The organism is Bacillus sp. L75 (assembly GCF_003676355.1).
Taxonomy (GTDB): Bacteria; Bacillota; Bacilli; order Bacillales; family Bacillaceae; genus Bacillus; species Bacillus velezensis.
Genome location: NZ_ML064918.1, coordinates 1 through 22,425, shown reverse-complemented (window position 1 = coordinate 22,425; position 22,425 = coordinate 1). Strand labels below are relative to the sequence as shown.

Here is a 22,425-nt window from a genome sequence, read left to right as displayed (position 1 = left end):
TTTGCGAAAAGCCCGTCTTATGTCGTTTCCTGTTCAAAAAGGTGGCTGTTCGCCTGAATGAAAAACTGTGATTGCTCATAGTGATAGGTGACTTTTGAGAAGTCAAACGGCTGGCCGTTGGTTAAATGAAAAATCGTTTCAACGCATAGCTTAGGCGCTCCTGTAAATAGACCTAAGTACTCCGCTTCTTCCTCATTTAACATCCCCGCGTACAGATATAAATCTGAAAAACCGCGCTTTAACCCGAGACCTTCTCGAATATAATCAAATATTGATTCTGCCACGATCTCTTTATTCAAATACGTAATAATCGATTTGTTGTAAAATGACTCTTCGATACACAATGTCAGCCCGTCAATATATCGGATTCGCTTGACATAATACACGTCGCCGTCAGGCGGCATATTCAGATTTTGGGCAGCCTCAGGCGTGGGTTTTCTCACTTCCAGCGCTAATAATTTGGAAGTGACATTAAAATCTTCAAGTGATTCTTTAAATCCCTGAGTAGAAAGCAGACTGATATACCCTTTTCTTTTATTCCGTCTGACAAAAATGCCGCTTCCCCTCACTTGAAACACAATCCCCTTTTTTTCTAATAAATCTAAGGACTTGGTGATCGTGCTTTTGCTCACGTTAAACCGGCTCATTAAGGTTTGCAGCACAGGCAGTTTATCCCCTTGCTGCAGCTGATGTTCTTCTATGTATTTTTCAATATCTATCGCGATTTGCTGGTATTTTAACATATACATTCCTCATTCATTTATTGTCCCGCTTCTTTCAGAATTATAGCATAATCGTTTTTAAAAGCCATTTCGTAAATTAACTATAATTGTTTATGTATTGATAAATTATACCGGTACAATTATAATGTAAACGTATAATATGAAAATAAAGGCAGGCATTCTTCTGCACTTGCGAAGCGGATGCTTGAAGCGGCTGCAGTGCATTTATTCGGCATGCAAGCGGCAGTCAAATAAAGGAGGATATAAACGATGGGGACATTGCCAAAAGATTTTTTATGGGGAGGCGCTCTGGCCGCCCACCAATTTGAAGGGGGATGGAATAAAGGCGGCAAGGGGCCGAGTGTAGTGGACGTCATGACGGCAGGCGCGCATGGTGTGCCCCGGAAAATAACAGATACAATTGAAGAGCGGGAATTTTATCCGAATCATGAAGCGATCGATTTTTATCATCGTTATAAAGAGGACATCGCATTATTCAGCGAGCTGGGTCTGAAATGTTTAAGAACGTCCATCGGCTGGAGCAGAATTTTTCCTAAAGGTGATGAAGCCGAGCCCAATGAGGAAGGATTGGCTTTTTACGACCGGGTGTTTGATGAATTGCTGAAACATGGGATTGAACCGGTAATCACGTTGTCACATTTTGAGATGCCGCTGCATTTGGCGAGAGAATACGGCGGTTTCAGAAACAGAAAAACAGTCGGATTTTTTGTAAAATTCGCTGAAGTGTGTTTTGAACGCTATAAACATAAGGTGAAGTATTGGATGACGTTTAACGAAATCAATAATAAGATGGATGTGAATAATCCGATCTTTTTATGGACGAACTCAGGCGTCGCCGTCAAAGAAAACGAAAACGCAAAAGAAGTCATGTATCAGGCCGGCCATCACGAACTGCTGGCAAGCGCATTGGCTGTTTCGAAGGGAAGAGAAATCAATCCTGAGTTCAGGATCGGCGCGATGGTATCACATGTTCCGATTTACCCGTACTCATCTCACCCCGACGATGTGATGCTGGCTGAAGAAACGATGAGACAGCGTTTTTTCTTCCCGGACGTGCAGGTTCGCGGATATTATCCAAGCTATGCGTTAAAAGAGTTTGAAAGAGAAGGCTATCAGATACACTTTGAAGACGGTGATGAAGAGATTTTGAAAAACGGCCGAGTGGACTACCTCGGATTCAGCTATTACATGTCTACAACCGTAAAAAGTGATGTATCAAACGATAATACCGGAGATGTCGTAAACGGAGGATTGCCAAACGGCGTGGAAAATCCTTATATTACAGCGAGTGATTGGGGCTGGGCGATTGACCCGACCGGTTTACGGTACACATTAAACCGCTTATACGACCGCTACCAGATTCCATTATTTATCGTGGAAAACGGATTCGGCGCCATCGACACATTAGAAGAGGACGGTTCAATTCATGACACTCCAAGAATTGAATATTTATCGTCACATATAAAAGCTTTGAAAAGAGCAATCACATATGATGGTGTGGATGTAATGGGCTATACACCATGGGGAATTATTGATATCGTGTCATTTACAACCGGAGAAATGAAAAAACGCTACGGCATGATTTATGTTGATCGGGATAATGAAGGCAACGGTTCAATGAGGCGGCTTAAGAAAGACTCATTTGAATGGTATAAAAAAGTGATTGAAACAAACGGCTCATATGTATCTTAAAGGTGTAAAAAGGGAAGGCTTCACCGTTGTGTGAAGCCGGCTTTTTATCAGTAATTTTGAAAGCGCATTCATTCAAGCGGGAAGGAGGTGACTGTCCGGCTATTCAATTAGAATCGCTTATAAAAATAAGGAAAGGGATGGTGGTTCATGTTTTTTAAAAAAGGTCTGCACATAACGCTGGTTTTTCTTATGTTTTTCTTTTTCATATCAAGCAGCATGGAAACCGAAGTGTATGCAGCTGATCGGAAGGCTTCAGACAAAAACAAAGTAAGGGTGTGGTTCAGTTCTGAAAAAGATCCGGCTTCCCGTACGTGGTATGACGGGCCGCTAGAAGTGAAATACGCCTTAGACGAACAAACACCGCTTACATTGACAAAAAAGAAGGCTTCTGACTCCGCCGCTGTGTATATTGATCCGTCGCGCCGCTATCAAAGTGTGTTAGGCGTAGGATCGTCCCTGGAAGAATCCACAATCCATAATTTATCAAAAATGACACCCGCAAAAAGAAAAGAAGTGCTGAAAAAACTCGTTGATCCCAAAGATGGTATCGGAATGGACGTTATGCGCATAACGATCGGGACATCTGATTTTACAGCACAGGAATTTTATACGTATGACGATATGCCTGAAGGCCAAACAGATCCTAAGCTCCGTCATTTCTCGATCCAAAAGGATATTGATTTACACATTACAGCAACCATCAAGGAAGCGCTGGCAATAAATCCGGAACTAAAAATCATTGCCTCACCGTGGAGCCCGCCGGCTTGGATGAAAACGAATGAAAACCTCAAGCGGGGAAAGCTGAAAGATAAATATATCGGCACACTGGCCGTTTACTTCCGCAAATTTATTGAGGCGTACGAAAAGCAAGGAATTCCGATTTATGCGCTGACCCTTCAAAATGAACCTTTGCTGGAAATCGACTATCCGAGCATGTATATGCCGCCGTCTCAGCAGCGTAAACTGGCACTGGCCTTAAAAAAAGAAATGAAACAACACGTAATTGACACGAAAATTTGGATTTATGATCACAATGCGAGCGGGGCGTGGAACTATATTCCGCCGATTTTAGATGATAAAAAAGGAAACCGGGCGGCAGACGGCATCGCTTTTCACGATTATGACGGTGACCTTTCCGTCATGTCGGAAATCGGAAAGAGATATCCTGATAAATCTATTCACTTAACGGAGCGGTCTGTCTGGGGGACGGCAGGGGCGGACCGGATCGCGCAGTATTTCCGCAATGGCGCGTCGAGCTACAATGCGTGGGTGACGATGCTCGACAGTCAAATCAAGACGCATCATTGGATAGGCACCCCAGACCCGACGCTGTTTATTCAGGATGCTAAAAACCCTGACCGCTATTGGAATATCCCGATCTTTCATATGACAGGCAACTTTTCAAAATTTATCGACCGGGGAGCAAAGCGGATAGAAAGTAATTACGGCTCCAAAAACACAGTCTCGAATGTATCGTTCCTTAATCCTGATCAATCCATTGTGACAGTCGTAATCAACCAGACATCTTCAGAACAAAAATTCCATGTCGTTTCAGAAAATCGGCAGTTTGAAGCCGTCATCCCGGCTAAAACCGTGGCTACCTACAAATGGAAGCGAAAAAAGTAAAAAACCGGCACTTTTACGTGCCGGCTTCTTTCTGTTAAGCGCCTTTTTGGTTCAGTTGATCAGAAGGCGCTTTATTGAATAAACCGTCTTTGACGGCGTTTGAAGGCGCTTTTTTTACAAAAAACGGGTTAAGGATAATAACGGCTGCCATGTTAGCGGTCAAACCCCAAAACCCTTCATATATACCGTGGGCGGATTGGGTGATATTTACCGTGAATGTCACGATAAGACCGACGAGAAGACCGATAATTGTCGCTTCTTTCGTTTGATTCTTCCAAAACAGACTGACGGCGATAGCCGGAAAGATCTGAACCATGCCGGAAACACCGAGAAGCTGAAGGGTAACGAGCGCAGTCGGGAACAGCATACCGAATAAAAGCGCGAGCCCGATGACGACAAATACCATTGAACGGGTGATCATCGTCAGTTTGCTTGGTGACACATTCGGGTGAATCAAATCCCGATATAAGTTATTCGCAAATAAGTTTGATGCTCCGATTGCCATGATAGAGCAGGGAATCAATGACGCAAGAGCAATCGTGGAGTAAGCAAAGCCCTGCGCGACTCCGCCGTAAGACGTTTGAATCAGCTTCAATAAAGCGAGCCGCGGATTGGTATCTTCCGGCAGGACAAGAAACGCGATAAAGCCGAGAAAAATAACAAGAATCAAAACAATATTATAAAGCGGCAGAAACATGCTGTTTTTGCGGACGGCATCTGCGCTTTTTGCCGTAAATACGCCGGTTGCCGCATGCGCCCACATAAAGAGCGCCAGCGCAGATACGATGGAAGCTGTGATAAACCAAGGAATTCCTTTCGGCCCCGAGTCCGGAATCGTCAGCATTTGCGGCGCTTTTTCAGCCAAAGTGTGAATCATCGGCGTCCAGCCGTGAAAATGGATCAGCGGGAGTGACACGACCATAAACAGCATAATCACCCACACGAGAATGTCTTTAATAATCGCCGTAAACGTCGGCCCTTTAATTCCGCTGAAAAAAGTATACAGCGCTACAAGAATAAAAGAGATGATGACGACCATATTGACATTAATGACACCCGTTCCGGCCACCTGAAGCGTATCTTGAATTCCGCTCAGCTGGAGACAAATATAAGGAATGAGCATAAGTACGCCGACAATGGCGACAAGACTGGCCAAAAGTTTACTGTCAAAACGCTCACGGGCATAATCGGCAAGCGTCGTTAATTTGTGTATTTTTGCCACTTTCCACAGCTTCGGCAGAAAGAAATACGCGATAAAATACGCCAAAACAGAATACGGGATTGCAAAAAAAGCAACGCTTCCCCCTGTGTAGGCTGTGCTTGTTAAGCCTAAAAACGTATAAGCCGTATAGAGATCCGCGCCGACTAAAAACCAGACGAGGAGCCCCCCGAACCGTCTGCCGCCGACAGACCATTCCTCAACAGAAGTGCGTGATGATTTGTCTCTCCCGGCTATAAAGCCGATACAGACAACGGTTAAAACGATGACGGCTGTAATGATCAATGCTGTTATATTCGCGGGCATCAGTCCAGTCCTCCTTGTTTCTTCTGCAGCCTATAAATAAGAAACGAACATAATGGAGTGACTGCGATCCATAAAAGCAGCCAGAAATGAAAAAAAGGCAGCCCGATAATGATCGGATGAACCCGATTAGCGACTGACAGCAGGGCCAGCTGGCTGAAAGGGATTAAGATGAGAACGAAAATTAGTGCTTTTCTGACCATTTACTTTCCTCCTGAAACTTGATAATGCTCCTTATCATAGCAGGTGTCAGATAAGATCACAAGATATTTTTCAGAAAAAAAAGAATTCTATTACTTTTTTAACTGAAACACTTTAGTTGCATCTTCATTCATATTAAATTAGAATAGTTAATATCTCGAAATCAAGATATTTAGGAGTGAATACATTGAATACACAAGGATTGCACCATGTTACCGCATTTGCAAAAGATCCTGCTGAAAATCTTCGGTTTTATACTGAAGTGCTGGGTTTGCGGCTCGTTAAAAAAACCGTTAATTTTGACGACCCTGCCACTTATCACTTTTATTTCGGCAACCAAAACGGAGAGCCGGGCACGATTATTACATTTTTTCCTTTTCAGGGAAGCCGCCCGGGAACCGTGGGAAAAGGGCAGGCCGGAAGAATTTATTTCTCCGTGCCGAAAGGAGCACTCGCGTTTTGGAAGCGCCGGCTTGAAGAAAACGGCTTGTCTGTAAAAGAACAGATCATGCTGTCTGAACAAGTGCTTCTCTTTAATGATACAGAAGACCTGCCGCTTGCCATAATGGAAGATGAAAGAAGCGGACAGAGTGAATGGACTCCTGCGGGTATTACGGAAAAAGAAGCGATCACAGGCATGAGAGGTGTTCTTCTGTACTCGTACCGTACTGAAGCAACCATTCAATTTCTCATAGAACGCTTCGGTTATTCAAAGACAGGAGAAGAACAGCAGATTGTCAGGCTGCAATCGGAGGCGCGGATCGGACATATTATTGATGTTGACCTTGCGCCGAAAGAAGCAGGTATCGGCGGTTACGGGACGGTTCATCATGTCGCTTTCCGCACTAGCGAAAAAGAGCAGGCGGAATGGAAGGATATTCTTGCTGATTCTCATCTTGCTTCATCTGACATTCTTGACAGGTCTTACTTTACTTCAATCTATTTCAGAGAAAGCGGCGGCATTTTATTTGAAATGGCAACCGATGAACCGGGGTTTATGACGGATGAATCCTTTGAAAATCTCGGAACAGAGCTGAAGCTTCCGGAATGGCTGGAAGAGCATCGCAGCCAGATTACAGCTGTTCTGCCCAAAATGGAGAAAGGAGAATGATGATGAAACATGTGTTTGAACAGGGAACGTCAGAAAATGTTCTGCTGCTTTTGCACGGAACGGGAGGAAATGAACATGATCTTCTGTCGCTCGGACGTTTTATCGATCCGAACGCAAGTTTGCTCGGGGTCAGAGGATCAGTGTCGGAAAACGGCATGCCCCGTTTTTTTAAGCGGCTGAAAGAAGGCGTATTTGACGAGAAAGATTTAATTGAACGGACGGAAGAATTAAAGAATTTTATTGATGAAGCGGCGCAAATGTACGGATTCAGCAGAGAAAACGTGATTGCTGCCGGCTATTCAAACGGCGCCAATATTGCAGCAAGTCTTTTGTTTCATTATAAAGATGTACTGAAAGGAGCTGTTCTGCATCATCCGATGGTGCCGATACGCGGAGTGAAGCTGCCTGATATGGAAGGGATGCCTGTGTTTATCGGTGCAGGAAAACGCGATCCCCTATGTACAAAAGAAGAATCGGAGGAGCTTTATCAGTATCTGACAGCTGCTCATGCATCCGTTTCTCTTGTTTGGCAGGAGGGCGGTCATCAGCTCACACAGCAGGAAGCAGAGCAGGCAAGAACCTGGTACAGTGAGCGATTCCTATAAAAAACCCTTAGTCTGCTTAAGCGGACTAAGGGTTTCTTTCATCTTACAGCCAAGTTGACACTTTAGATACAGGCAGCCGGTTGCTTTTATGCGCCGGCTTAACGGCTTTACCGATTGAAATCAGCATGACGGGCACGAAACGCTCGCTCACGTCGAATTCCTTAACGAATTGCTCTTTATTGAATCCGCCGATCGCGCAAGTGTCGTAGCCTTTTGCTTTAGCGGCAAGCATCAGCTGCATCGCTGCTAAAGAAGCGTTTAAAAATGCTGAATCACGGGCAAACTGATCATTTTGGTATGCACCGTTAATCTGGCCTAAAAGCGTTTGTTTAATCTCTTCTGTGATATTGCCTTGCTCAGCCAGTTCAGCATAAACGTCTTCACCATTTTCATTTGCTTTTAAATCGCCTAATACGGCAATAACTGCTGATGAATCAATAATCTGTTTTTGATTAAAAGCAACCGGAAGCAGGGCAGCTTTTGCTTCATCACTGTGAAAGATTTGAAAATGCCAATGCTGAAGGTTCCAGGCGGAAGGCGCTTGCGTTGTGATTTCAAGGAGTTCTGTTAATTCCTCTTTTGTAATGACCGCGTCTTTATCGTATTCTTTAACAGATGCGCGTTCCTTTAAAACGTCTAATACGGATGTCATCATATTTCCTCCTTCGGATAAACGTGTTATCATAATAGAAAAGTTAGAAGCTTACTAAATGTAACTCGAAAACTAATTTTAATGGATCACAAAAAACTTGTCAATTCATAGATGAAGGGATGAACTCACGTGGGATATACAATGTGTCCTAAAATGGAATCCGCTTTTTCTCTTTTGGGAAAGCGCTGGAACGGCCTCATTATCCATGTACTGATGGACGGGCCGAAACGATTTAAAGATATGACCGAAACGATACCGACAATCAGCCAAAAAATGCTCGCGGAGCGGCTCAAAGAGCTGGAACAAAATGAAATCGTCGAGCGTCAGGTGCTGCCTGAAACACCTGTCAAAGTCATTTATAAACTGACTGATAAAGGCTTGGCTCTGCAAGCCGTTTTTCAGGAAATGCAAAAATGGGCAGACAGTTTTTGCGAGCCCGGGGGTTCTGCCAACGACACATGTGATGAATAACAAAGGCTGCCCAAGGCAGCCTTTTCTTAATGATCATGTTTACTCTTCATAAAAACCATTAATATCAAAATTGTTCAGATTGAGGTTCAAGCCTTTTAATTGCTTTAATAAAGCATCGAATGTAAGGAAATGATCATTTTTACATTCCGCCGGGACATCATTTGGAGAAAATAGTTTCATTCCTCCCTCAATCCACTGTTTCCGGTATAACTGAAATGCCGCTTCAATTAAATGATCAGGCGTTACAATAAACCCTAAGCTTATTTCATGGTCCTCGCTGTAGCCGAATTCAAACCCGCAGCAGGGGCAAATATCAAATGTTTTTTGATATTCGCCGTTATAAACGGGACTTGTCTCTAATCCTTTAAATCCGCATATCAAACAAGGGTACAACTCACTAACCAACATACATCCCTCTTTTATTCAGTTTGCAATCATTCAGAACAAGCGGGGAGGCCTTTTACAGTTTCCCGGTTAAAAACTGAGCCTCACCAAGCCCGAAGCTCCAATCGGCGTTCCCGTTTTCTGTAATGGAAATCATGATGTCCTCGGGTGATATGCCGCATTCTGTTTTAAGCTGATCAGCCATCAGTTGATATAACGATTCTTTTTGATGTTCGGTGCGCGCTTTGCTGACAATGCTGATGATGACAAGATCTTTGCTTCTTTTGAAACCGAGCCCGGTATCTTCAATGATAAGCTCATGAGGCCGATGCTGGTGAACGATCTGATAACGGTCCGTTACAGGGACGTCAAAAGCTTTAACCATGGCGTAATGGGCGGTATCCAGTAATTTTTTTAATGCTGCGTCATCCCGGCCTTCAATAACGTCAAAACGAAGTAATGGCATATTTTATTCCCCCTGATGGTTTTTTATCATGTCGCAACTTGTAAAAAAGTATAACAGTTAATCAAAATGTAATCAAATTATAACCAAAATATTTATACATTAATGCAATATCACAGAGAGGCACATGTTGTTACAATCGCCCAATCAATTTCCTCATTTTATGAATACGCTTAAGAATAGGCAGACATAAAGGAGGAAAAACATGTACCCTCGTCATGCATTGTATCGCGGGAATTTCGGTCCTGCCGGATTTCCGGCGAGAAGTCCTTTTTTGTTCGGCGCTCCTTTATTCGGCGGATTTTTAGGCGGTCTTCTCGGAGGCGTGATTGCCACAGGCTTTACAAGACCCCGCTATCCGTACGGGTTCGCCGGTTACGGATACGGAGGCGTCCCATACGGCGGTTTCGGGCCGGGAGCCGGCGGTTATCCGCCATTTTATTAAAGAAAAAACGGCCTGCATCGCGCGGGCCGTTTTTTTATCTTAAAATCTCCACTTCCGATAGATTGTAGTCTTCCTGTTTTGAAAACATAACTTCAATCATCCCGTCTTTATAGACTGCTTTTGTTCCTTTCCGTTTGACGAGGCTCGGAAGGACGATTTCTTTTTTTCCTTCTCCCAGACTGCTGTTCTCTACAACGAGGCTGTGTGACGTATGCTTAATCCTGATACGGTCGAGTTCCTCTTGTTCGGCGGGAATTTTCGCAAAAACATGATCGGATGTTTCAAAAAGGTCAATTTCCGGCTTGGGCGGTTCCGCTTCGACCGGATCGGCCTTTTTGGACATTGGGTCGCGAAAAGGGAACTGTCCGGCATAACCGGCGCCGAATACGCTTTCCATCACTCGGTTGACATATGTCTCGACATCTTTCGGATCAGCATTTTTAAACGTTTCTTTAGAGAACTGATTTTGGAAGGGAAAATATCTGTTCCAATCAAACACGGCATCTCACCCTTTCTTAACGGACAACATAGTATATGCCCGCCGGAAGCTTCCCGTGATATAATATAATCTGTTTACAGAAAGGAAGGGGAAGGCCGTGCAAGGGAATAACGCAAGAAAAGGAATCATTTATACCGCTTGTTCTTTCGTCATGTGGGGGCTGTTTCCGGTCTATTGGAAACTTCTTGAACAAATACCCGCATTGGACATTTTAGCTCACCGGATTTTATGGTCATTTGTTTTCATGTGTGTGCTTTTAACTGTGCTTAAGAAGTGGAAAACCGGATGGCGTGAATTGCGTCTTTTGAAATCGGAAGGGGGCCTGCTGGCGCTTTTTTTCGCTTCCGTTTTAATTTCCGTTAATTGGTTTGTGTACATATGGGCCGTCAATCACGGCTTTTTGCTTGAAGCAAGTCTCGGGTACTACATTAATCCGCTCGTTTCCGTTCTTTTGGGCATCCTATTCTTAAAAGAAAAGCTTAACAAGATGCAAACAGCAGCCGTTTCTATTGCCGGGGCGGCCGTGATCATATCTGCGTTTCAATATGGCGCGGTTCCTTATATCGCATTGCTGCTTGCATTCAGCTTCGGCCTGTACGGCTTATGTAAAAAAAGAACCCGCATGTCCAGCACGATCGGACTGACGCTGGAGACGCTTTTGATTACCCCGGCTGCACTTATTTATTTAGGATATACAGCTGACGGGAGCACTTCCGGGTCCTTGGGGGCAGGAACATGGGCGCTCCTATTTTTCGCAGGCGTATTTACGGCCCTGCCGCTGTTGCTGTTTGCAGAGGGGGCAAAGCGTCTGCCGCTGTATCAAGTCGGCATTTTGCAATATATAGCGCCGACCATTACCCTTATGCTCGGCGTATTTGTGTATCATGAACCGTTTTCCGGGCAAAAAGCGTTTACCTTCATTTGTATATGGGCAGCATTGCTTTTGTTTACCTTTTCACAGATAAAATGGAAGCGGCCGATAAAAAGCCGCTAAGCCTTTCGCTTTCCAGCGATAGCTTAAATTATGTATAATCATTACGAGTATGTAAAGGAGCTGTACAATGGGCACTGATAAAGACATAGCAAAAGCCTATCAGGCACTGTGGAATAACCGCACTCTCCCGGCTTCAACTCTTGAAGAAGCGGAGAAGGCAATTGATCTTGAACTGCTTGATCAAAGAACACATCCGAGGCTCCGGAAGTCACCCGAGGAAAAGTTTGCTCTGGCGGTGCAGCGAATTGTAGATTCCCGGCTGCGGCCGATTGAGAAATATGAATTGGTTGAACTACATACGAAGCGTTTGCAATTTTTAAAAGAAGAAAGAGGGGAGCAGCTATGAAAGCGATCATAAAAGAAGATGTGCAAACTTCTTTAGAGCGATATGCCGATCGTCCTGTATATATCCATTTGGAAACAACGACCGGTTCTTATTCAGCGCATCTGAATGAGAAAAACATGACGGTTGTAGCCTATATACGCAATGCAAAAGTGACGTACCATCAGGCGAAAATCAAAGGAAACGGCCCGTACCGCGTCGGTTTGAAAACGGAAGAAGGCTGGATTTACGCAGAAGGTCTGACTGAATATACAGTAGATGACGAAAACCGCTTGTTAATGGCAGGGCATCTGCCGGGCGGAAAATTGGCGATTTCGCTTCAAATCAGCGAAAAGCCGTTTACAGTTTAAAGAAAAGGGTGAAAATCATGAAAGAACATGTACTCGTCATCCTGCCTCACCCTGATGATGAATCATACGGAGTGGCAGGGCTGATTGCTTTACACAGACAAAAAGATATTCCCGTTACGTATGCATGCGCAACGCTTGGCGAAATGGGCCGGAACATGGGAGATCCTTTTTTCGCGAACCGTGAAACACTGCCGCTGTTAAGAAAACAAGAGCTGATCGACGCATGCAAAGCAATGGACGTTACTGACCTGAGAATGCTCGGGCTTCGTGATAAAACACTTGAATTTGAAGATGACGAGTGGCTCGCTGATATGATGGAAGAGATTATCGACGATGTAAAACCGAGTCTGATTGTCACATTCTATCCGGAGCACGGCGTCCATCCGGATCATGATGCATGCGGCGAAGCGGTTATCAGAGCGCTTTACAGAAAGAAAAAAGAGGACCGCCCGCGCACGCTTTGCATGGCAATCACCCGCAACAGGGAGGAAGCCGTCGGCAAGCCTGATGTTATTCTTGATATTAAAGAGGTTGCCGATATTAAAATGAATGCCTTAAAAGCGCACCGCACCCAAACGGAAGGCATGCTGAGAGAGCTGGAAGAAAAAATAAAAAATAACGAGCCGGTTCTTCAGACATGGTTTGAAGAAGAAGTGTATTGGACATATCCGTGGAAAGACTGATAAAAAAAGGGATAAGGCTGAAATGCCTTATCCCTTTTTTTGTGTCAGATCGGAAGCGATCGCTTCTGCAAGCGAAGACCTTATTGATAAATTTGAAAAACTCAGTCCCAGCTGCACTGCGGTTTGGGCGATTTCAGGACGGATTCCGGATAATGTCGCTTTCACGCCGAGCATTCCGAGTGATTCAATTAAGGTGAAAAGCTGTTGGGCAACCATCGTATCAATCATGGCTACGCCCGATAAATCAATGTACAGCTGCGTGATGCGCTTCTCTGAACACTGGTGCAGCGTATTCTCCAAAATCATTTTGGCTCTTGCCGTGTCAATATCCCCGATCAGCGGCAGCAGTCCGACATTGTCAAAAAGCACAATTACCGGCGAGCTCAGCTCGGTAATCAATTCTTTTTGCGCTTCAAGCTGAATGTTTGTGTTTTTATACATTTCCTCTATGAATGTATTGCCATGGAGAAATCCCTTGATTAAAAAGGGTTCTTGAGGCTTTTTTTAAAAATCCCCCCCAGAAATTCCCCCAAATTAGAGACCCAAAGCATCTGCGAAGGCTTCGACGGACTCTTCCTCAAGTTCTTTGAATGAATGACCGTAGATAGTTAAAATCATTTCAGGCGTGTTCCCGAGACGCTCAGAGATAACTTTCACGGGTATTCTCTTACCAACAAGAATAGTTGCATGAGTATGTCTTAGACCATGAACAGTTATTCTTTTCAAATTTTCTTTCTTAGTTACCCGATCTATAGCACTTTTAAGTATAGAATGGGAAACAGGATTTCCTGACGATTTATTTATGAAAATAAAATCATCTTCTGATAAGCGTTTTCCAAAGGAAAGCATTAACTCTTTGCACCATATACGGTATACTTTTAACTGATTGATTAGTTCTCCAATTACTTTTATAGTGCGGTAACTATTTTTTGTTTTTGGAGGACGTACTCCCTTGGTGTCTCTGGTTCTGTTCACTGATACTGTCATGTCCTCAAAGTTAATATCATTCCATTTCAGTCCCATACACTCTCCTTTTCTCATGCCAGTGAGCGCTAATAGTAAGACCATTGTATAGTTAGTGATATTTTCATGTAGCTCAAAGGCTTCAAGAAATTTCTTTAATTCCAAGGCAGTGTAAAAGTTCTCACTTTCTTTTTTGGGTTGAGGTATAGTTATTTTATTAAATCTGTTTCTTTGAAGGATTTCAGTATCTACTGCAGCATTTATAGCAGTTTTAAATTGGGCATGATAAGCAGCGACGCTGCCCGGACTATATTCGTTGAGAAGTTTGTTTATAAATAGCCTTTTGTAAGTCACTTTATCTAATTTGAGCAATTTTATTTTGCCAAGCAATGGCTTGATGATTGTTTCGATAGTTAAGGCCCTATTTTCACGTGTGGTTATTCCCCATTGGTTTTTATTTGTTTCGTACCAAATGTCTAACCACTCTCCCACCGTTAAATTTTCATTTTCAACTTTTTTTATATCGCCGTTTACAATTGCTGTTTTTACTTGTAATAAGGCTCTAAATGCTTCGTTCTCGCTTTTAAATCCTTGTTTGGATTTCTCACGCCGTTTCCCAAAAGCATCATAATAGCGATACCTATATAACCAACGCTTTTCTTTCTTTGCGTTGAAGTAATAATATAAATCATCGTCTTTATCTGTTTTATACATTTTCATTTGTAACAGCCCTTTCCTTCGTGGACAGACGCATAAAAGGGGCTATGATTATTTTGAGATCACCTCCTTAAAATTCTTCTAACATTTCAATAACGCCGAGAGGTTGAAAACTGATAGTCAATCCGTTCACCTGTTTAAAAAGTCCATATTCTTCTTCATATCTTTTCAAGGCCTCTTCTAAAAAAGTCTCAGTTACATTTAAAAACTCGGCCAATTCATAACGGCTTTTTATTCCCGCTTTTTGGGCTTCAATAATTTTAGACAAAGGGACTAATTTTTTATATGCCCAATTTCTTGCCCTTTTTTCTTGTTTTCGGTTTCCCATCTTACTCTGATCCAAAATATCTCCATAAGAGGTGAAATGGTGTCCTAATTCTTCAGCAAGAGTGCAACCTTTTTCAATTCTTGATTGTTTTTTGTTAATCCAAACTATGCCGCTATTATAAAGGCCCTTTAATCTTGATGGCATAAATCGTTCAATAACTTCTATTCTGTGGCGAGAAGCCTCTAACAATAGATGATCATAAAGCAATACAAATACACCTCTTATTTTTTCTCTCTTTTTAAGCGTACGAATTCTTTAAATCGTTCTATTTCTTCAAGTTCTTCTTCCGTCCAGTCTTCACCATCATGGTGAGCTGCTATTGTTTCAACAGGAAAATCAGTTCTGCCAAGTAAATAATCCACGGATACATTAAAGTAATCAGCTACCTTTTGTAGTTTATCTACTGCGGGCTTTTGGGTTTTCCATTTATATAATGAATTAACCCCCATATCTATCCGTTTAGCTAATTCAGTTAGTGATATCTTACGGTCGTCAGCAAGTTTTTTAACCCTATCGAATGTAGTCAATTTAACCATCCTTAATAAAGCTCAGGGACTTTTTTATCCAAATGGATAGAAAACCATTGACATTTATCTGTTTGGATAATAAACTAAGTCCATAAGCTATTATTTAAGCTTTTTGAGCACTACAAATTAAAAGCCAGTGACCACGTTCCCCAACGTACAAGGCTATTGCTGTAGGCTTATTCAGCTATGACTCAATTTTATCCGAATGGATAAAATATGTCAACAAAAAGCTAAATAGTTCGCAAAAAAGATAATGCAAAGAGGTGCTTTTAATGGAAATGAATTTCGGAAAGCAAGTTAAAACTTGGCTAATTCTTAATGACATGCAGCAGAAGGATTTAGCACAAATGCTTAATATCTCAAATGCCTACTTGTCGGATATTTTGTTAGGCAAGCGGCAAGGAAAAAAAGTTCGTGAAAAAATAATAAAAATTGTAAATGAAAGAGGGGCGTCATGGCTTGCCGACTGTTAAATTTGACGTTGCTGTCAATGAAACCGAAATCCGTGACTATATCAATCAACAGTTAGACCAAGCCATAAGGGAGTCACTTTTTGTGTGGGATATTGAAACCATGTCAAAAAGAACCTGCATGAGCAAAAGCTTTTTAGAAAATGAGTTTTTGCGTGATCCGAGAATGAAATTGATTGAGCGCCGAAAGGAGAAAGGCAAGCGGTTTTGGTTCTATGAAGAATCCAAACAGGTAATGAAAGACATTATGGACGAATGGTAAAAAAACAAAAGCGTGGACAGACGCACTTATAAAATTGGAGGCTTACTAATTTGAAAAAACGAAAAATCTTAGGGATTTCGCTTTTCCTATTTGGTTTTGAAATGAGCCTGACAGCTCAGTGTAAACGAAAAACAGTAACCCGCGATGAAGAGCAGCGCGGCCGCCATTGGAAAGAGTACCTGAAAGGGGAAAAGGCATGAAATTAGATCACTTCTTAAAATCAGACAGCATATCTGTTTTACGAAAGCTTTCAACTGCTCAATTTTTATTAAGCGAATTACTTCCGGCTGAAATCGAGGATTGTAATTTTGAGGAATGCATTGATCTTTGTCTATCGGCTGCTGAAATGTTCAAGGAAATCAATCGGATGCATCAACCGGCATCAGTCACACAACTACATGAAATCGCGTCCCGTTTTTCTTTAAAAGGGATAGATGTTTCGGTTGTGCAAAGGGGGCAGACAAGTGAACATGTCTAATTCAGTTTCCCCGCAAATCACAAATATATGGCCGGAGGATGAAAAGTCGAGAGATTTCATATCACTTTTAAATGAAAATGGCCCGCTCTTCATTTTTCCCAAGGATGTTACAGACAACAGAGGGGAAAAGGTGGAGATCATCGAAAGGGCAAAATCAATTTCCGGTAAAGTCCTCATGGAATTTACCCAAGACGGAACTGATTATTGTATCCAGTGGTGCCGGGCTTCCGAGCAGGAAATTATAAAAGTTAGGCAACGCGAATTAAAGAGAATGGAGGAAGCAGCATGCAATTAAATTTAGTCGAATCAAACGGACAATATCTTGCTGATAGCCGGGATGTTGCGGAAATGACGGGCAAACGTCATTCAGACTTAATCAGAGCTATTAAAGGATACATCGACACAATTTTAACCGACGCAAAATTACGTTCGTCAGATTTTTTCATTGCTTCTACATATGAGGACAGCAAAGGAGAAATCCGCCCTCGCTTTTTACTCACTAAAAAAGGCTGTGAAATGGTCGCCAACAAAATGACAGGAGAAAAAGGAATCTTGTTTACCGCTGCTTACGTGGATCAATTCAATCAAATGGAGCGACACTTGCAAAACGATTACTCACAGTTAAGCCCGCAACTTCAACAGATGATACGTCTTGAACAAAAGCAAAGTGAACACGATAAGCGATTGAACCAACTAGAAAACAATTGGCAAATTGATTCTTTTCAGCAAAATGTAATTCAAAAGCAGATACGTAAACGTGTTTATGAAATCCGTGACAATTACGATAACAGCGAGACAGGCACACGTCGTTTGTTTGCAGGCATTCACCGTAATTTTAGAGACGCGTTTGCCGTCCCGTCGTACAGGGATTTACGAAAACTTGATTTTGAGGACGCTAAAGCCTGGATTAAATCATGGCGGCCGCTATTTTAGGAGGAATGGAAAATGAATACATTTGAGTTTTATAGTCAAGTCAAAGCGTTAAAAGTGGAAGTGAATCATGTTTCTACAGAGTTTCAAGCCTTTATCCTGAATGCAAATAAAGCCCTTCAAGATGGTCTTGACCGTATAGCAGAATCAAATTTAACGCATCTGTTTGCTGGTGCATCAGAGGGGGATATTCCTGAGGAGGTTCTTCAATCACTGAGTGAATTTTTTAACGTAGATAAAATTATGGCCGTTTCAAAATATAGCCCATATAACACTATGGTTTGGGTTAAGCGGCTGCAACGCAAAGTAAACGATTGGAACAAACTCACATTAAAGTATCAAAAGCGTCTTTGGGCCATATTGAACGAGGTTGAGAGATTAGAAACCTATCAAGCCATAGGGCATAAATGGCGGACTGAGATCAACGAAATAAAGCAAGAAATTAAAACAGCATTAAATTACAGAATCTCGTGCCAAGAGAAACTAGAAAAATATCTATCCATGTCAGTAGGCTACTGGAAAATGAAAAAGAACGATTTTTTGTCTCTTCTATCTGTTGATCACAGTAAAGAAAGAGCGGCTGAAATGAGAAAGATAATTGATGATCTGCCGGACGAAATTGATTCTGACAAACTTTTAGTTGAGGTTGTCAATAAAAATATAGAGGCCCCCGAAGATGATGTTTACTTTGATATTTTCTTTGCTGGTGTTATGGAACGTGTTAAAAGCGGGGAGATTGATACGTTAAGAATGTTTCAAGAGGTTATAAAAGAGCCGATCCCGGTGTATAAAGCCGTAAAAGATGAATACGGCCGAGTTGTATCAATTGAGCGGGAGCGGCCCAACCTAAAATTACTGTAGAAGAAGGTATGCCATTTGGTCGAGAAAGAGTGCTGCAACACTTTTCTTGACTGGCTTGAATAGAAAATACCACGCTTCTTTTAAAAAATCAATTCGATATATCAAATATATACCATGAAAAGGGGAAGAAGTTATGAAATTAATGGGTACGCCATCTAAAATGATCGAGGTTGGAAATAAATGTGGGATTAAGCATGGAGCGGTCGAGCTGGGTTCACATTTCTATGACGCGGGAATGGTTTCAATTTTAAAGCTTGTCGCACGCACGGAGTTGCATGATTCAAACGAGGTGAAAATTGAAGTTTCGGAAAAAGCAAAGGCTGCTAATGAACAGGTAAACAAGCTTTTCGAAGCCTTAGTAAATAAGCTGTCAGGAGAGCAACTGGAGCTATTCAAAGCGTTTGATGAAGCGTATTCTTGCAAAGCTTCATTTGATACAGAAGATGCATTCAGCGCGGGTTTTGTGGGCGGCTTCCGGTACTTAATGGGGGAAGCGGCTTACAGCAACGATATGAATTTTTACAAGTAAAGGTGATATAGATGAATGGTTGGATAAAGCTACATAGGAAGATTAGGAGTAACCCAATTTTCAATGATCCCCAGCTATTAAGATTATGGCTTATCTGTCTGACAGAGGCTTCACACACGGAACATGATCAAATTGTAGGCAGGCAAAAAATAAAATTAATGCCCGGCGAATTTGTGACCGGTCGTTTTGCTTTGATGGATATGTATAATGCAGGGCTTAAATCTAAAGACAGAATTAAAGGGGAAAAGACAATTTTTCGTTGGTTAGAACAGCTTGGAGATATGGGATATTTGACTATAAAAAAGACCAACAAATTCAGCATTGTAAGTATTGATAATTGGGCGCTTTATCAAGAAGTTGAATCTTCCGACGACAACAGTCTGACCATCAAAAGACCATCAAAAGACCATCAAATGACCACAAACAAGAATGTAAAGAAGGGAAAGAATGAAAAGAATATAAAACCTTCTCGTCTCAAATATGAAATTTGCGACATGGAGAACGCGGAATATCTTTTTAAAGAAATCCAAAACAATAACCCGGATGCTAAAAAGCCGAATCTTGAAAAATGGGCCAATGAATTTAGGTTGATCCGAGAACGGGACAAGCGCACAGATCAGCAGATCAAATATTTAATCAATTGGTCACAACAAGATAGCTTTTGGAAAACCAATATACTTAGCCCGGCCAGTCTTAGAAAACAGTTTGATAGACTTGTCACCAAAATTAAAAGTGATAAAGAGCAGAAAAAGGCAAATAAGGCTCCGCAGTTAAACGTAGAGGAGTTTGATTTAGATGATTAAAAAACAAACCTTTGAAATCATGGCGCTCATAAAACAATACTTTGAGCATTTCGAGATAACACAGGATAAAGTTGATTCGTGGCATGAGTTGTTACACGATGCTGATTTTGAACAAGTGCGTGATAATCTCATTCGTTTTTGTAAACGGAGCAAGTTTCCGCCCAAAGTTGCTGACTTGCTGAATGAAAAAAACGTCATCGTTGATCGGATCAATGCGATCCCGTCCATAGAAGAGACAAAAAACTATCTTGCAAGTCTTTCCGCTCCCGTTGAGCAAACGGAAGAGGAACGGGCGTTAATTGAAAAGTCAAAAGCAGAAATTAGAAAAATCTTAGGAATCGGTGATTGACATGAACGCAACTGCTTTTCTATACAACACAGACGCGGAGCAAACCTTTTTAGGGGCGCTCCTTCTTAACCCTGATTTATTAAAAGACTGCAGAACAAAGCCGCTCCACTTATCCCAAGGGAAACATAAAAACCTTTTATCTGCGATGTTAGAGCTGGACACAAAAGGGATTCCAATAGACTTGGTTTCAATTACGGAGTATATCGGCCGGGACAACCTGGGGAGCGTCGGGGGTCATCAGTATTTGGCGGCCTTGGCTTCCTCTGTTCCGACTACTGCAAATATCGGATTCTATGAAAAAATCATTTTTGAGCACTGGCAAAGGCGAGAAATGGGAAAAATAGCGGAAGAAATTAAGCAGAATTCATCAAATGACGATCCTTCCGCTATCATTCAATCTACTATATCCGATTTAATGCACTTAGAAGACGCCACAGGCGACGAAGAAGACGGGGTAATACAAAGTGACCTGTTAGAGATTTACGAGGAACTGGCGGAGCCTAAAGGGGAAATTACGGGCATGCGGAGCGGCTTCACGGAGTTAGATCGCATGACGTCAGGTTTTCAAAAACAAGAATTAGTGATTATTGCCGCTCGGCCGTCTGTAGGGAAAACCGCTTTTTGTCTCAACGTGGCTCAAAACTTTATGTCAAGCCCGCTTAATCAATATAAAGGCGGGGCAGTGGGGATTTTCTCCCTTGAAATGTCACGAAAGCAACTTTTAAAAAGAATGGCGTCAAGCCTTGGAAATATTAACGCTCATGCAATGCGAACCGGCAATTTAACGGCGAATGACTGGAACAAACTTTCACAAGCAAACGGGGTTCTTGGCTCCGCCGATCTTAGGATTTTTGACCGCCCAGGCGTTACGGTTAATGAAATATGGTCAAAGGTCAGAAAAATGAAACGTGAATTTGCTGGAAAAGATATCTTGATCATTATTGATTATCTGCAGCTTATTTCAGGATCAGCAAAACACAGGGGCAACAGAACGCAAGAAATAAGCGAGATCAGCCGCATGTTAAAACACATGGCCCGTGAGTTGGATATTTGCGTTATTGCTCTCAGTCAGCTTTCACGGGGTGTTGAACAGCGGCAGGATAAACGACCGATGATGTCAGACATAAGAGAATCGGGACAAATTGAACAGGACGCAGATGTCATTGGGTTTCTTTATCGGGATGATTATTACGACAAAGAAAGCGAAAGCAAAAATATTATTGAGATCATTATAGGCAAGCAGCGAAACGGTCCGGTCGGAACTGTTTCATTGGCGTTCATCAAAGAGTACGGGCTTTTTGTCAACCTGGAGCGGCGTTTTGACGATTAGAGATTGGTATGAGGCAGCGCTTCGACACAATTATTACTCACTTATCCTGCTGATCGAATTTTTGGTGTATGAGAAAAAAACGGTGCGGCTGCAGGATTCGGAAGAGGCGCTGAATTTTTATTTGCAAGAGAAATTTAAAGACAGGATGAACGCTCATTTGCTTGCTTTCGAGCAGGAAAGACAATATGGGAAACCGGTATTTCAAAATTAAATATAAAAAACGATAGAAACGAACGTTTCAGGATCCCATGAGATTTATATATTCGGGTTTTGTGATAGCAGCTTTTACAGGAACAAAAGCAAAGAGCGGATATTGTCACATAAGAAATTGAGCAGCTCCGCTGCCGAGAATATAAATGATTCAAAAGGAGGGCAACCATTTGAGGCTAATAAAATTAGATTCTATAATAGAGAAAGATAAACTTGTCATAGATACAAAACAGTATGAAAATTTTGCTGTAATTATTTCTAATGGAGAAGCAAAAATGACGCCGCTTCCTGAGCATGGAGAAACAAAAATTTTTACGAGTAAAGGGAAAGTAACCCGCGTTAAGTGGGATGAAGGCGAATTATTCAACTAAATAAGTCCAAGACGGAAGAGGTGAGGAAATGAAGAAGTGCGAGGAAAAAGAAGTCACAAAAACGCAAAAAGTCTTGAAAAAAGTGACATGCGATACTTGTGGGAGGACTATCGTTACAAATGATCGGTCAAAACATTACTATGAAGTCACGACATATCATAGCAGGTGGGGAAACGACAGTATAGACAGTTATAGATATTTAGATTTTTGCAGTTATAAATGTCTTCTCGAAAACATGAATGACTATTTCAAAAATGGCGCTGATACAGATTGTTACGAAATTCAATTTGTAGAAGGAGATTAGCAGCCAGGCATAACAAAAGAAGATGAAAACAAAATAAATGTCCAAGACGGAAAGCCTGCGGACACTGATCATTGCACAGAATCACTGTGCTCTGATTGGTGTCCGTTTTTTATTTGAGCGGAGGGATGACATGAAGCAGAAAAAGAAAAAGCCCAATAAAAACACGCAGGAGCGATCTGAACGCTTTTGGCGGCAAATGATGGGGCAAG

The 22,425-nt window shown here is 42.1% G+C and carries 33 protein-coding genes and 1 pseudogene; 23 read left to right on the top strand and 11 right to left on the bottom strand.

Features of this window, described 5'->3' with window-relative positions; all coding sequences use genetic code 11:
• Positions 1-17: 17 nt before the first annotated feature.
• On the bottom strand, positions 18-743 hold the full coding sequence (locus D5S11_RS18185; RefSeq protein WP_108724885.1) for a GntR family transcriptional regulator: 726 nt from the start codon (positions 741-743) through the stop codon (positions 18-20).
• Between the two features lie 249 nt (positions 744-992).
• Here D5S11_RS18185 and bglA point away from each other — a divergent pair, with 249 nt between their 5' ends.
• Together bglA and D5S11_RS18175 are read left to right on the top strand one after the other, a co-directional pair.
• The gene (bglA, locus tag D5S11_RS18180) at positions 993-2,435 is read left to right on the top strand and encodes a 6-phospho-beta-glucosidase BglA (protein ID WP_020955945.1); all 1,443 of its coding nucleotides are present in this window, start codon (positions 993-995) and stop codon (positions 2,433-2,435) included.
• Between the two features lie 147 nt (positions 2,436-2,582).
• On the top strand, positions 2,583-4,061 hold the full coding sequence (locus D5S11_RS18175) for a glycoside hydrolase family 30 protein (protein ID WP_032869976.1): 1,479 nt from the start codon (positions 2,583-2,585) through the stop codon (positions 4,059-4,061).
• Positions 4,062-4,095: 34 nt separating this feature from the next.
• Here D5S11_RS18175 and D5S11_RS18170 read toward each other — a convergent pair whose 3' ends face one another.
• Together D5S11_RS18170 and D5S11_RS18165 are read right to left on the bottom strand one after the other, a co-directional pair.
• On the bottom strand, positions 4,096-5,586 hold the full coding sequence (locus D5S11_RS18170; RefSeq protein WP_053104016.1) for a sodium:solute symporter family protein: 1,491 nt from the start codon (positions 5,584-5,586) through the stop codon (positions 4,096-4,098).
• Entirely contained in the window at positions 5,586-5,786 is a 201-nt protein-coding gene (locus D5S11_RS18165; protein WP_003153716.1) for a DUF3311 domain-containing protein, read from the bottom strand. Before D5S11_RS18165 ends, D5S11_RS18170 begins: the two co-directional genes overlap by 1 nt.
• 185 nt (positions 5,787-5,971) lie before the next feature.
• Between D5S11_RS18165 and D5S11_RS18160 the strand changes: the two genes are divergently transcribed.
• Both D5S11_RS18160 and D5S11_RS18155 read left to right on the top strand, forming a co-directional pair.
• Positions 5,972-6,895: a ring-cleaving dioxygenase gene (locus tag D5S11_RS18160; protein WP_108724886.1), complete on the top strand. Its 924-nt coding sequence runs from the start codon at positions 5,972-5,974 to the stop codon at positions 6,893-6,895.
• Positions 6,896-6,897: 2 nt separating this feature from the next.
• Complete coding sequence (locus tag D5S11_RS18155) at positions 6,898-7,500, top strand: alpha/beta hydrolase (RefSeq protein ID WP_108724887.1); 603 nt, start codon at positions 6,898-6,900, stop codon at positions 7,498-7,500.
• A gap of 43 nt (positions 7,501-7,543) precedes the next feature.
• On the opposite strand, the gene D5S11_RS18150 is transcribed toward D5S11_RS18155, so the two are convergent.
• On the bottom strand, positions 7,544-8,152 hold the full coding sequence (locus tag D5S11_RS18150; RefSeq protein WP_020955942.1) for a nitroreductase family protein: 609 nt from the start codon (positions 8,150-8,152) through the stop codon (positions 7,544-7,546).
• Positions 8,153-8,281: 129 nt separating this feature from the next.
• Here D5S11_RS18150 and yodB point away from each other — a divergent pair, with 129 nt between their 5' ends.
• Positions 8,282-8,623, top strand: a complete 342-nt coding sequence (gene yodB / locus D5S11_RS18145) for a transcriptional regulator YodB (protein ID WP_012117759.1) — start codon at positions 8,282-8,284, stop codon at positions 8,621-8,623.
• Positions 8,624-8,662: 39 nt separating this feature from the next.
• Here the strand turns inward: yodB and D5S11_RS18140 are convergent, their stop codons facing one another.
• Together D5S11_RS18140 and D5S11_RS18135 are read right to left on the bottom strand one after the other, a co-directional pair.
• Positions 8,663-9,031: a hypothetical protein gene (locus D5S11_RS18140; protein WP_020954038.1), complete on the bottom strand. Its 369-nt coding sequence runs from the start codon at positions 9,029-9,031 to the stop codon at positions 8,663-8,665.
• Between the two features lie 52 nt (positions 9,032-9,083).
• Positions 9,084-9,473, bottom strand: coding sequence for a tautomerase family protein (locus D5S11_RS18135; protein ID WP_007407958.1), 390 nt, complete (start codon positions 9,471-9,473; stop codon positions 9,084-9,086).
• 202 nt (positions 9,474-9,675) lie between these two features.
• Here D5S11_RS18135 and D5S11_RS18130 point away from each other — a divergent pair, with 202 nt between their 5' ends.
• Positions 9,676-9,915, top strand: coding sequence for a hypothetical protein (locus D5S11_RS18130; protein WP_003153736.1), 240 nt, complete (start codon positions 9,676-9,678; stop codon positions 9,913-9,915).
• A 34-nt stretch (positions 9,916-9,949) separates the two neighbouring features.
• On the opposite strand, the gene D5S11_RS18125 is transcribed toward D5S11_RS18130, so the two are convergent.
• Positions 9,950-10,414 (bottom strand): hypothetical protein, encoded by a 465-nt coding sequence (locus D5S11_RS18125; RefSeq protein WP_003153738.1) that lies wholly within the window; start codon positions 10,412-10,414, stop codon positions 9,950-9,952.
• 97 nt (positions 10,415-10,511) lie between these two features.
• On the opposite strand from D5S11_RS18125, the gene rarD reads away from it, so the two are divergent.
• The 4 genes from rarD to bshB2 all read left to right on the top strand — a co-directional run bounded on the left by rarD (position 10,512) and on the right by bshB2 (position 12,784).
• A complete protein-coding gene (gene rarD, locus D5S11_RS18120) occupies positions 10,512-11,408 on the top strand; it encodes an EamA family transporter RarD (RefSeq protein WP_007407959.1) in 897 nt (298 codons plus the stop codon).
• Between the two features lie 67 nt (positions 11,409-11,475).
• On the top strand, positions 11,476-11,754 hold the full coding sequence (locus D5S11_RS18115) for a hypothetical protein (protein ID WP_003153742.1): 279 nt from the start codon (positions 11,476-11,478) through the stop codon (positions 11,752-11,754).
• On the top strand, positions 11,751-12,101 hold the full coding sequence (locus tag D5S11_RS18110; RefSeq protein WP_007407960.1) for a YojF family protein: 351 nt from the start codon (positions 11,751-11,753) through the stop codon (positions 12,099-12,101). Before D5S11_RS18115 ends, D5S11_RS18110 begins: the two co-directional genes overlap by 4 nt.
• A gap of 17 nt (positions 12,102-12,118) precedes the next feature.
• On the top strand, positions 12,119-12,784 hold the full coding sequence (bshB2, locus tag D5S11_RS18105; protein WP_007407961.1) for a bacillithiol biosynthesis deacetylase BshB2: 666 nt from the start codon (positions 12,119-12,121) through the stop codon (positions 12,782-12,784).
• Between the two features lie 27 nt (positions 12,785-12,811).
• Here bshB2 and D5S11_RS18100 read toward each other — a convergent pair.
• The 4 genes and pseudogenes from D5S11_RS18100 to D5S11_RS18085 form a co-directional block, all read right to left on the bottom strand.
• A pseudogene (locus D5S11_RS18100) lies at positions 12,812-13,267 on the bottom strand (STAS domain-containing protein); the annotation flags it as partial.
• Positions 13,268-13,318: 51 nt separating this feature from the next.
• The gene (locus tag D5S11_RS18095; RefSeq protein ID WP_108724888.1) at positions 13,319-14,467 is read right to left on the bottom strand and encodes a site-specific integrase; all 1,149 of its coding nucleotides are present in this window, start codon (positions 14,465-14,467) and stop codon (positions 13,319-13,321) included.
• Positions 14,468-14,534: 67 nt separating this feature from the next.
• Complete coding sequence (locus tag D5S11_RS18090) at positions 14,535-14,999, bottom strand: ImmA/IrrE family metallo-endopeptidase (RefSeq protein WP_108724889.1); 465 nt, start codon at positions 14,997-14,999, stop codon at positions 14,535-14,537.
• A gap of 14 nt (positions 15,000-15,013) precedes the next feature.
• Positions 15,014-15,319, bottom strand: a complete 306-nt coding sequence (locus D5S11_RS18085; RefSeq protein WP_108724890.1) for a helix-turn-helix domain-containing protein — start codon at positions 15,317-15,319, stop codon at positions 15,014-15,016.
• Between the two features lie 272 nt (positions 15,320-15,591).
• On the opposite strand from D5S11_RS18085, the gene D5S11_RS18080 reads away from it, so the two are divergent.
• The 13 genes from D5S11_RS18080 (at position 15,592) to D5S11_RS18025 (ending at position 21,912) form a co-directional block, all read left to right on the top strand.
• On the top strand, positions 15,592-15,792 hold the full coding sequence (locus tag D5S11_RS18080; protein WP_048367389.1) for a helix-turn-helix domain-containing protein: 201 nt from the start codon (positions 15,592-15,594) through the stop codon (positions 15,790-15,792).
• Positions 15,779-16,051, top strand: coding sequence for a hypothetical protein (locus D5S11_RS18075; RefSeq protein WP_014471597.1), 273 nt, complete (start codon positions 15,779-15,781; stop codon positions 16,049-16,051). The genes D5S11_RS18080 and D5S11_RS18075 overlap by 14 nt, the downstream gene beginning before the upstream one ends.
• A gap of 50 nt (positions 16,052-16,101) precedes the next feature.
• Positions 16,102-16,251, top strand: a complete 150-nt coding sequence (locus D5S11_RS19940; RefSeq protein WP_156174868.1) for a hypothetical protein — start codon at positions 16,102-16,104, stop codon at positions 16,249-16,251.
• Complete coding sequence (locus D5S11_RS18070; RefSeq protein WP_108724891.1) at positions 16,248-16,529, top strand: YqaH family protein; 282 nt, start codon at positions 16,248-16,250, stop codon at positions 16,527-16,529. The genes D5S11_RS19940 and D5S11_RS18070 overlap by 4 nt, the downstream gene beginning before the upstream one ends.
• A complete protein-coding gene (locus tag D5S11_RS18065) occupies positions 16,516-16,824 on the top strand; it encodes a hypothetical protein (protein ID WP_104679009.1) in 309 nt (102 codons plus the stop codon). Before D5S11_RS18070 ends, D5S11_RS18065 begins: the two co-directional genes overlap by 14 nt.
• On the top strand, positions 16,815-17,462 hold the full coding sequence (locus tag D5S11_RS18060; RefSeq protein ID WP_108724892.1) for a Rha family transcriptional regulator: 648 nt from the start codon (positions 16,815-16,817) through the stop codon (positions 17,460-17,462). The genes D5S11_RS18065 and D5S11_RS18060 overlap by 10 nt, the downstream gene beginning before the upstream one ends.
• A gap of 12 nt (positions 17,463-17,474) precedes the next feature.
• Complete coding sequence (locus D5S11_RS18055) at positions 17,475-18,320, top strand: hypothetical protein (RefSeq protein ID WP_108724893.1); 846 nt, start codon at positions 17,475-17,477, stop codon at positions 18,318-18,320.
• A gap of 133 nt (positions 18,321-18,453) precedes the next feature.
• Positions 18,454-18,849, top strand: coding sequence for a DUF6809 family protein (locus tag D5S11_RS18050; protein WP_045510153.1), 396 nt, complete (start codon positions 18,454-18,456; stop codon positions 18,847-18,849).
• Between the two features lie 11 nt (positions 18,850-18,860).
• Positions 18,861-19,652, top strand: coding sequence for a hypothetical protein (locus D5S11_RS18045; RefSeq protein ID WP_032867711.1), 792 nt, complete (start codon positions 18,861-18,863; stop codon positions 19,650-19,652).
• Positions 19,645-20,001 (top strand): replicative helicase loader/inhibitor, encoded by a 357-nt coding sequence (locus D5S11_RS18040; protein WP_108724894.1) that lies wholly within the window; start codon positions 19,645-19,647, stop codon positions 19,999-20,001. Before D5S11_RS18045 ends, D5S11_RS18040 begins: the two co-directional genes overlap by 8 nt.
• A 1-nt stretch (position 20,002) precedes the next feature.
• The gene (gene dnaB / locus D5S11_RS18035; RefSeq protein ID WP_108724895.1) at positions 20,003-21,331 is read left to right on the top strand and encodes a replicative DNA helicase; all 1,329 of its coding nucleotides are present in this window, start codon (positions 20,003-20,005) and stop codon (positions 21,329-21,331) included.
• Positions 21,321-21,542 (top strand): hypothetical protein, encoded by a 222-nt coding sequence (locus D5S11_RS18030; protein ID WP_108724896.1) that lies wholly within the window; start codon positions 21,321-21,323, stop codon positions 21,540-21,542. The genes dnaB and D5S11_RS18030 overlap by 11 nt, the downstream gene beginning before the upstream one ends.
• Positions 21,543-21,711: 169 nt before the next feature.
• Positions 21,712-21,912: an XtrA/YqaO family protein gene (locus D5S11_RS18025; RefSeq protein WP_025852409.1), complete on the top strand. Its 201-nt coding sequence runs from the start codon at positions 21,712-21,714 to the stop codon at positions 21,910-21,912.
• The last annotated feature ends 513 nt before the right edge of the window (positions 21,913-22,425 follow it).

Coding starts and splice junctions, on each gene's coding strand:
- D5S11_RS18185 (WP_108724885.1), bottom strand. CDS start 743: ATGTTAAAATACCAGCAAATCGCGATAGATATTGAAAAATACATAGAA.
- bglA (WP_020955945.1), top strand. CDS start 993: ATGGGGACATTGCCAAAAGATTTTTTATGGGGAGGCGCTCTGGCCGCC.
- D5S11_RS18175 (WP_032869976.1), top strand. CDS start 2,583: ATGTTTTTTAAAAAAGGTCTGCACATAACGCTGGTTTTTCTTATGTTT.
- D5S11_RS18170 (WP_053104016.1), bottom strand. CDS start 5,586: ATGCCCGCGAATATAACAGCATTGATCATTACAGCCGTCATCGTTTTA.
- D5S11_RS18165 (WP_003153716.1), bottom strand. CDS start 5,786: ATGGTCAGAAAAGCACTAATTTTCGTTCTCATCTTAATCCCTTTCAGC.
- D5S11_RS18155 (WP_108724887.1), top strand. CDS start 6,898: ATGAAACATGTGTTTGAACAGGGAACGTCAGAAAATGTTCTGCTGCTT.
- D5S11_RS18150 (WP_020955942.1), bottom strand. CDS start 8,152: ATGACATCCGTATTAGACGTTTTAAAGGAACGCGCATCTGTTAAAGAA.
- D5S11_RS18140 (WP_020954038.1), bottom strand. CDS start 9,031: ATGTTGGTTAGTGAGTTGTACCCTTGTTTGATATGCGGATTTAAAGGA.
- D5S11_RS18135 (WP_007407958.1), bottom strand. CDS start 9,473: ATGCCATTACTTCGTTTTGACGTTATTGAAGGCCGGGATGACGCAGCA.
- D5S11_RS18130 (WP_003153736.1), top strand. CDS start 9,676: ATGTACCCTCGTCATGCATTGTATCGCGGGAATTTCGGTCCTGCCGGA.
- D5S11_RS18115 (WP_003153742.1), top strand. CDS start 11,476: ATGGGCACTGATAAAGACATAGCAAAAGCCTATCAGGCACTGTGGAAT.
- D5S11_RS18110 (WP_007407960.1), top strand. CDS start 11,751: ATGAAAGCGATCATAAAAGAAGATGTGCAAACTTCTTTAGAGCGATAT.
- bshB2 (WP_007407961.1), top strand. CDS start 12,119: ATGAAAGAACATGTACTCGTCATCCTGCCTCACCCTGATGATGAATCA.
- D5S11_RS18095 (WP_108724888.1), bottom strand. CDS start 14,467: ATGAAAATGTATAAAACAGATAAAGACGATGATTTATATTATTACTTC.
- D5S11_RS18080 (WP_048367389.1), top strand. CDS start 15,592: ATGGAAATGAATTTCGGAAAGCAAGTTAAAACTTGGCTAATTCTTAAT.
- D5S11_RS18070 (WP_108724891.1), top strand. CDS start 16,248: ATGAAATTAGATCACTTCTTAAAATCAGACAGCATATCTGTTTTACGA.
- D5S11_RS18060 (WP_108724892.1), top strand. CDS start 16,815: ATGCAATTAAATTTAGTCGAATCAAACGGACAATATCTTGCTGATAGC.
- D5S11_RS18055 (WP_108724893.1), top strand. CDS start 17,475: ATGAATACATTTGAGTTTTATAGTCAAGTCAAAGCGTTAAAAGTGGAA.
- D5S11_RS18050 (WP_045510153.1), top strand. CDS start 18,454: ATGAAATTAATGGGTACGCCATCTAAAATGATCGAGGTTGGAAATAAA.
- D5S11_RS18045 (WP_032867711.1), top strand. CDS start 18,861: ATGAATGGTTGGATAAAGCTACATAGGAAGATTAGGAGTAACCCAATT.
- D5S11_RS18040 (WP_108724894.1), top strand. CDS start 19,645: ATGATTAAAAAACAAACCTTTGAAATCATGGCGCTCATAAAACAATAC.
- dnaB (WP_108724895.1), top strand. CDS start 20,003: ATGAACGCAACTGCTTTTCTATACAACACAGACGCGGAGCAAACCTTT.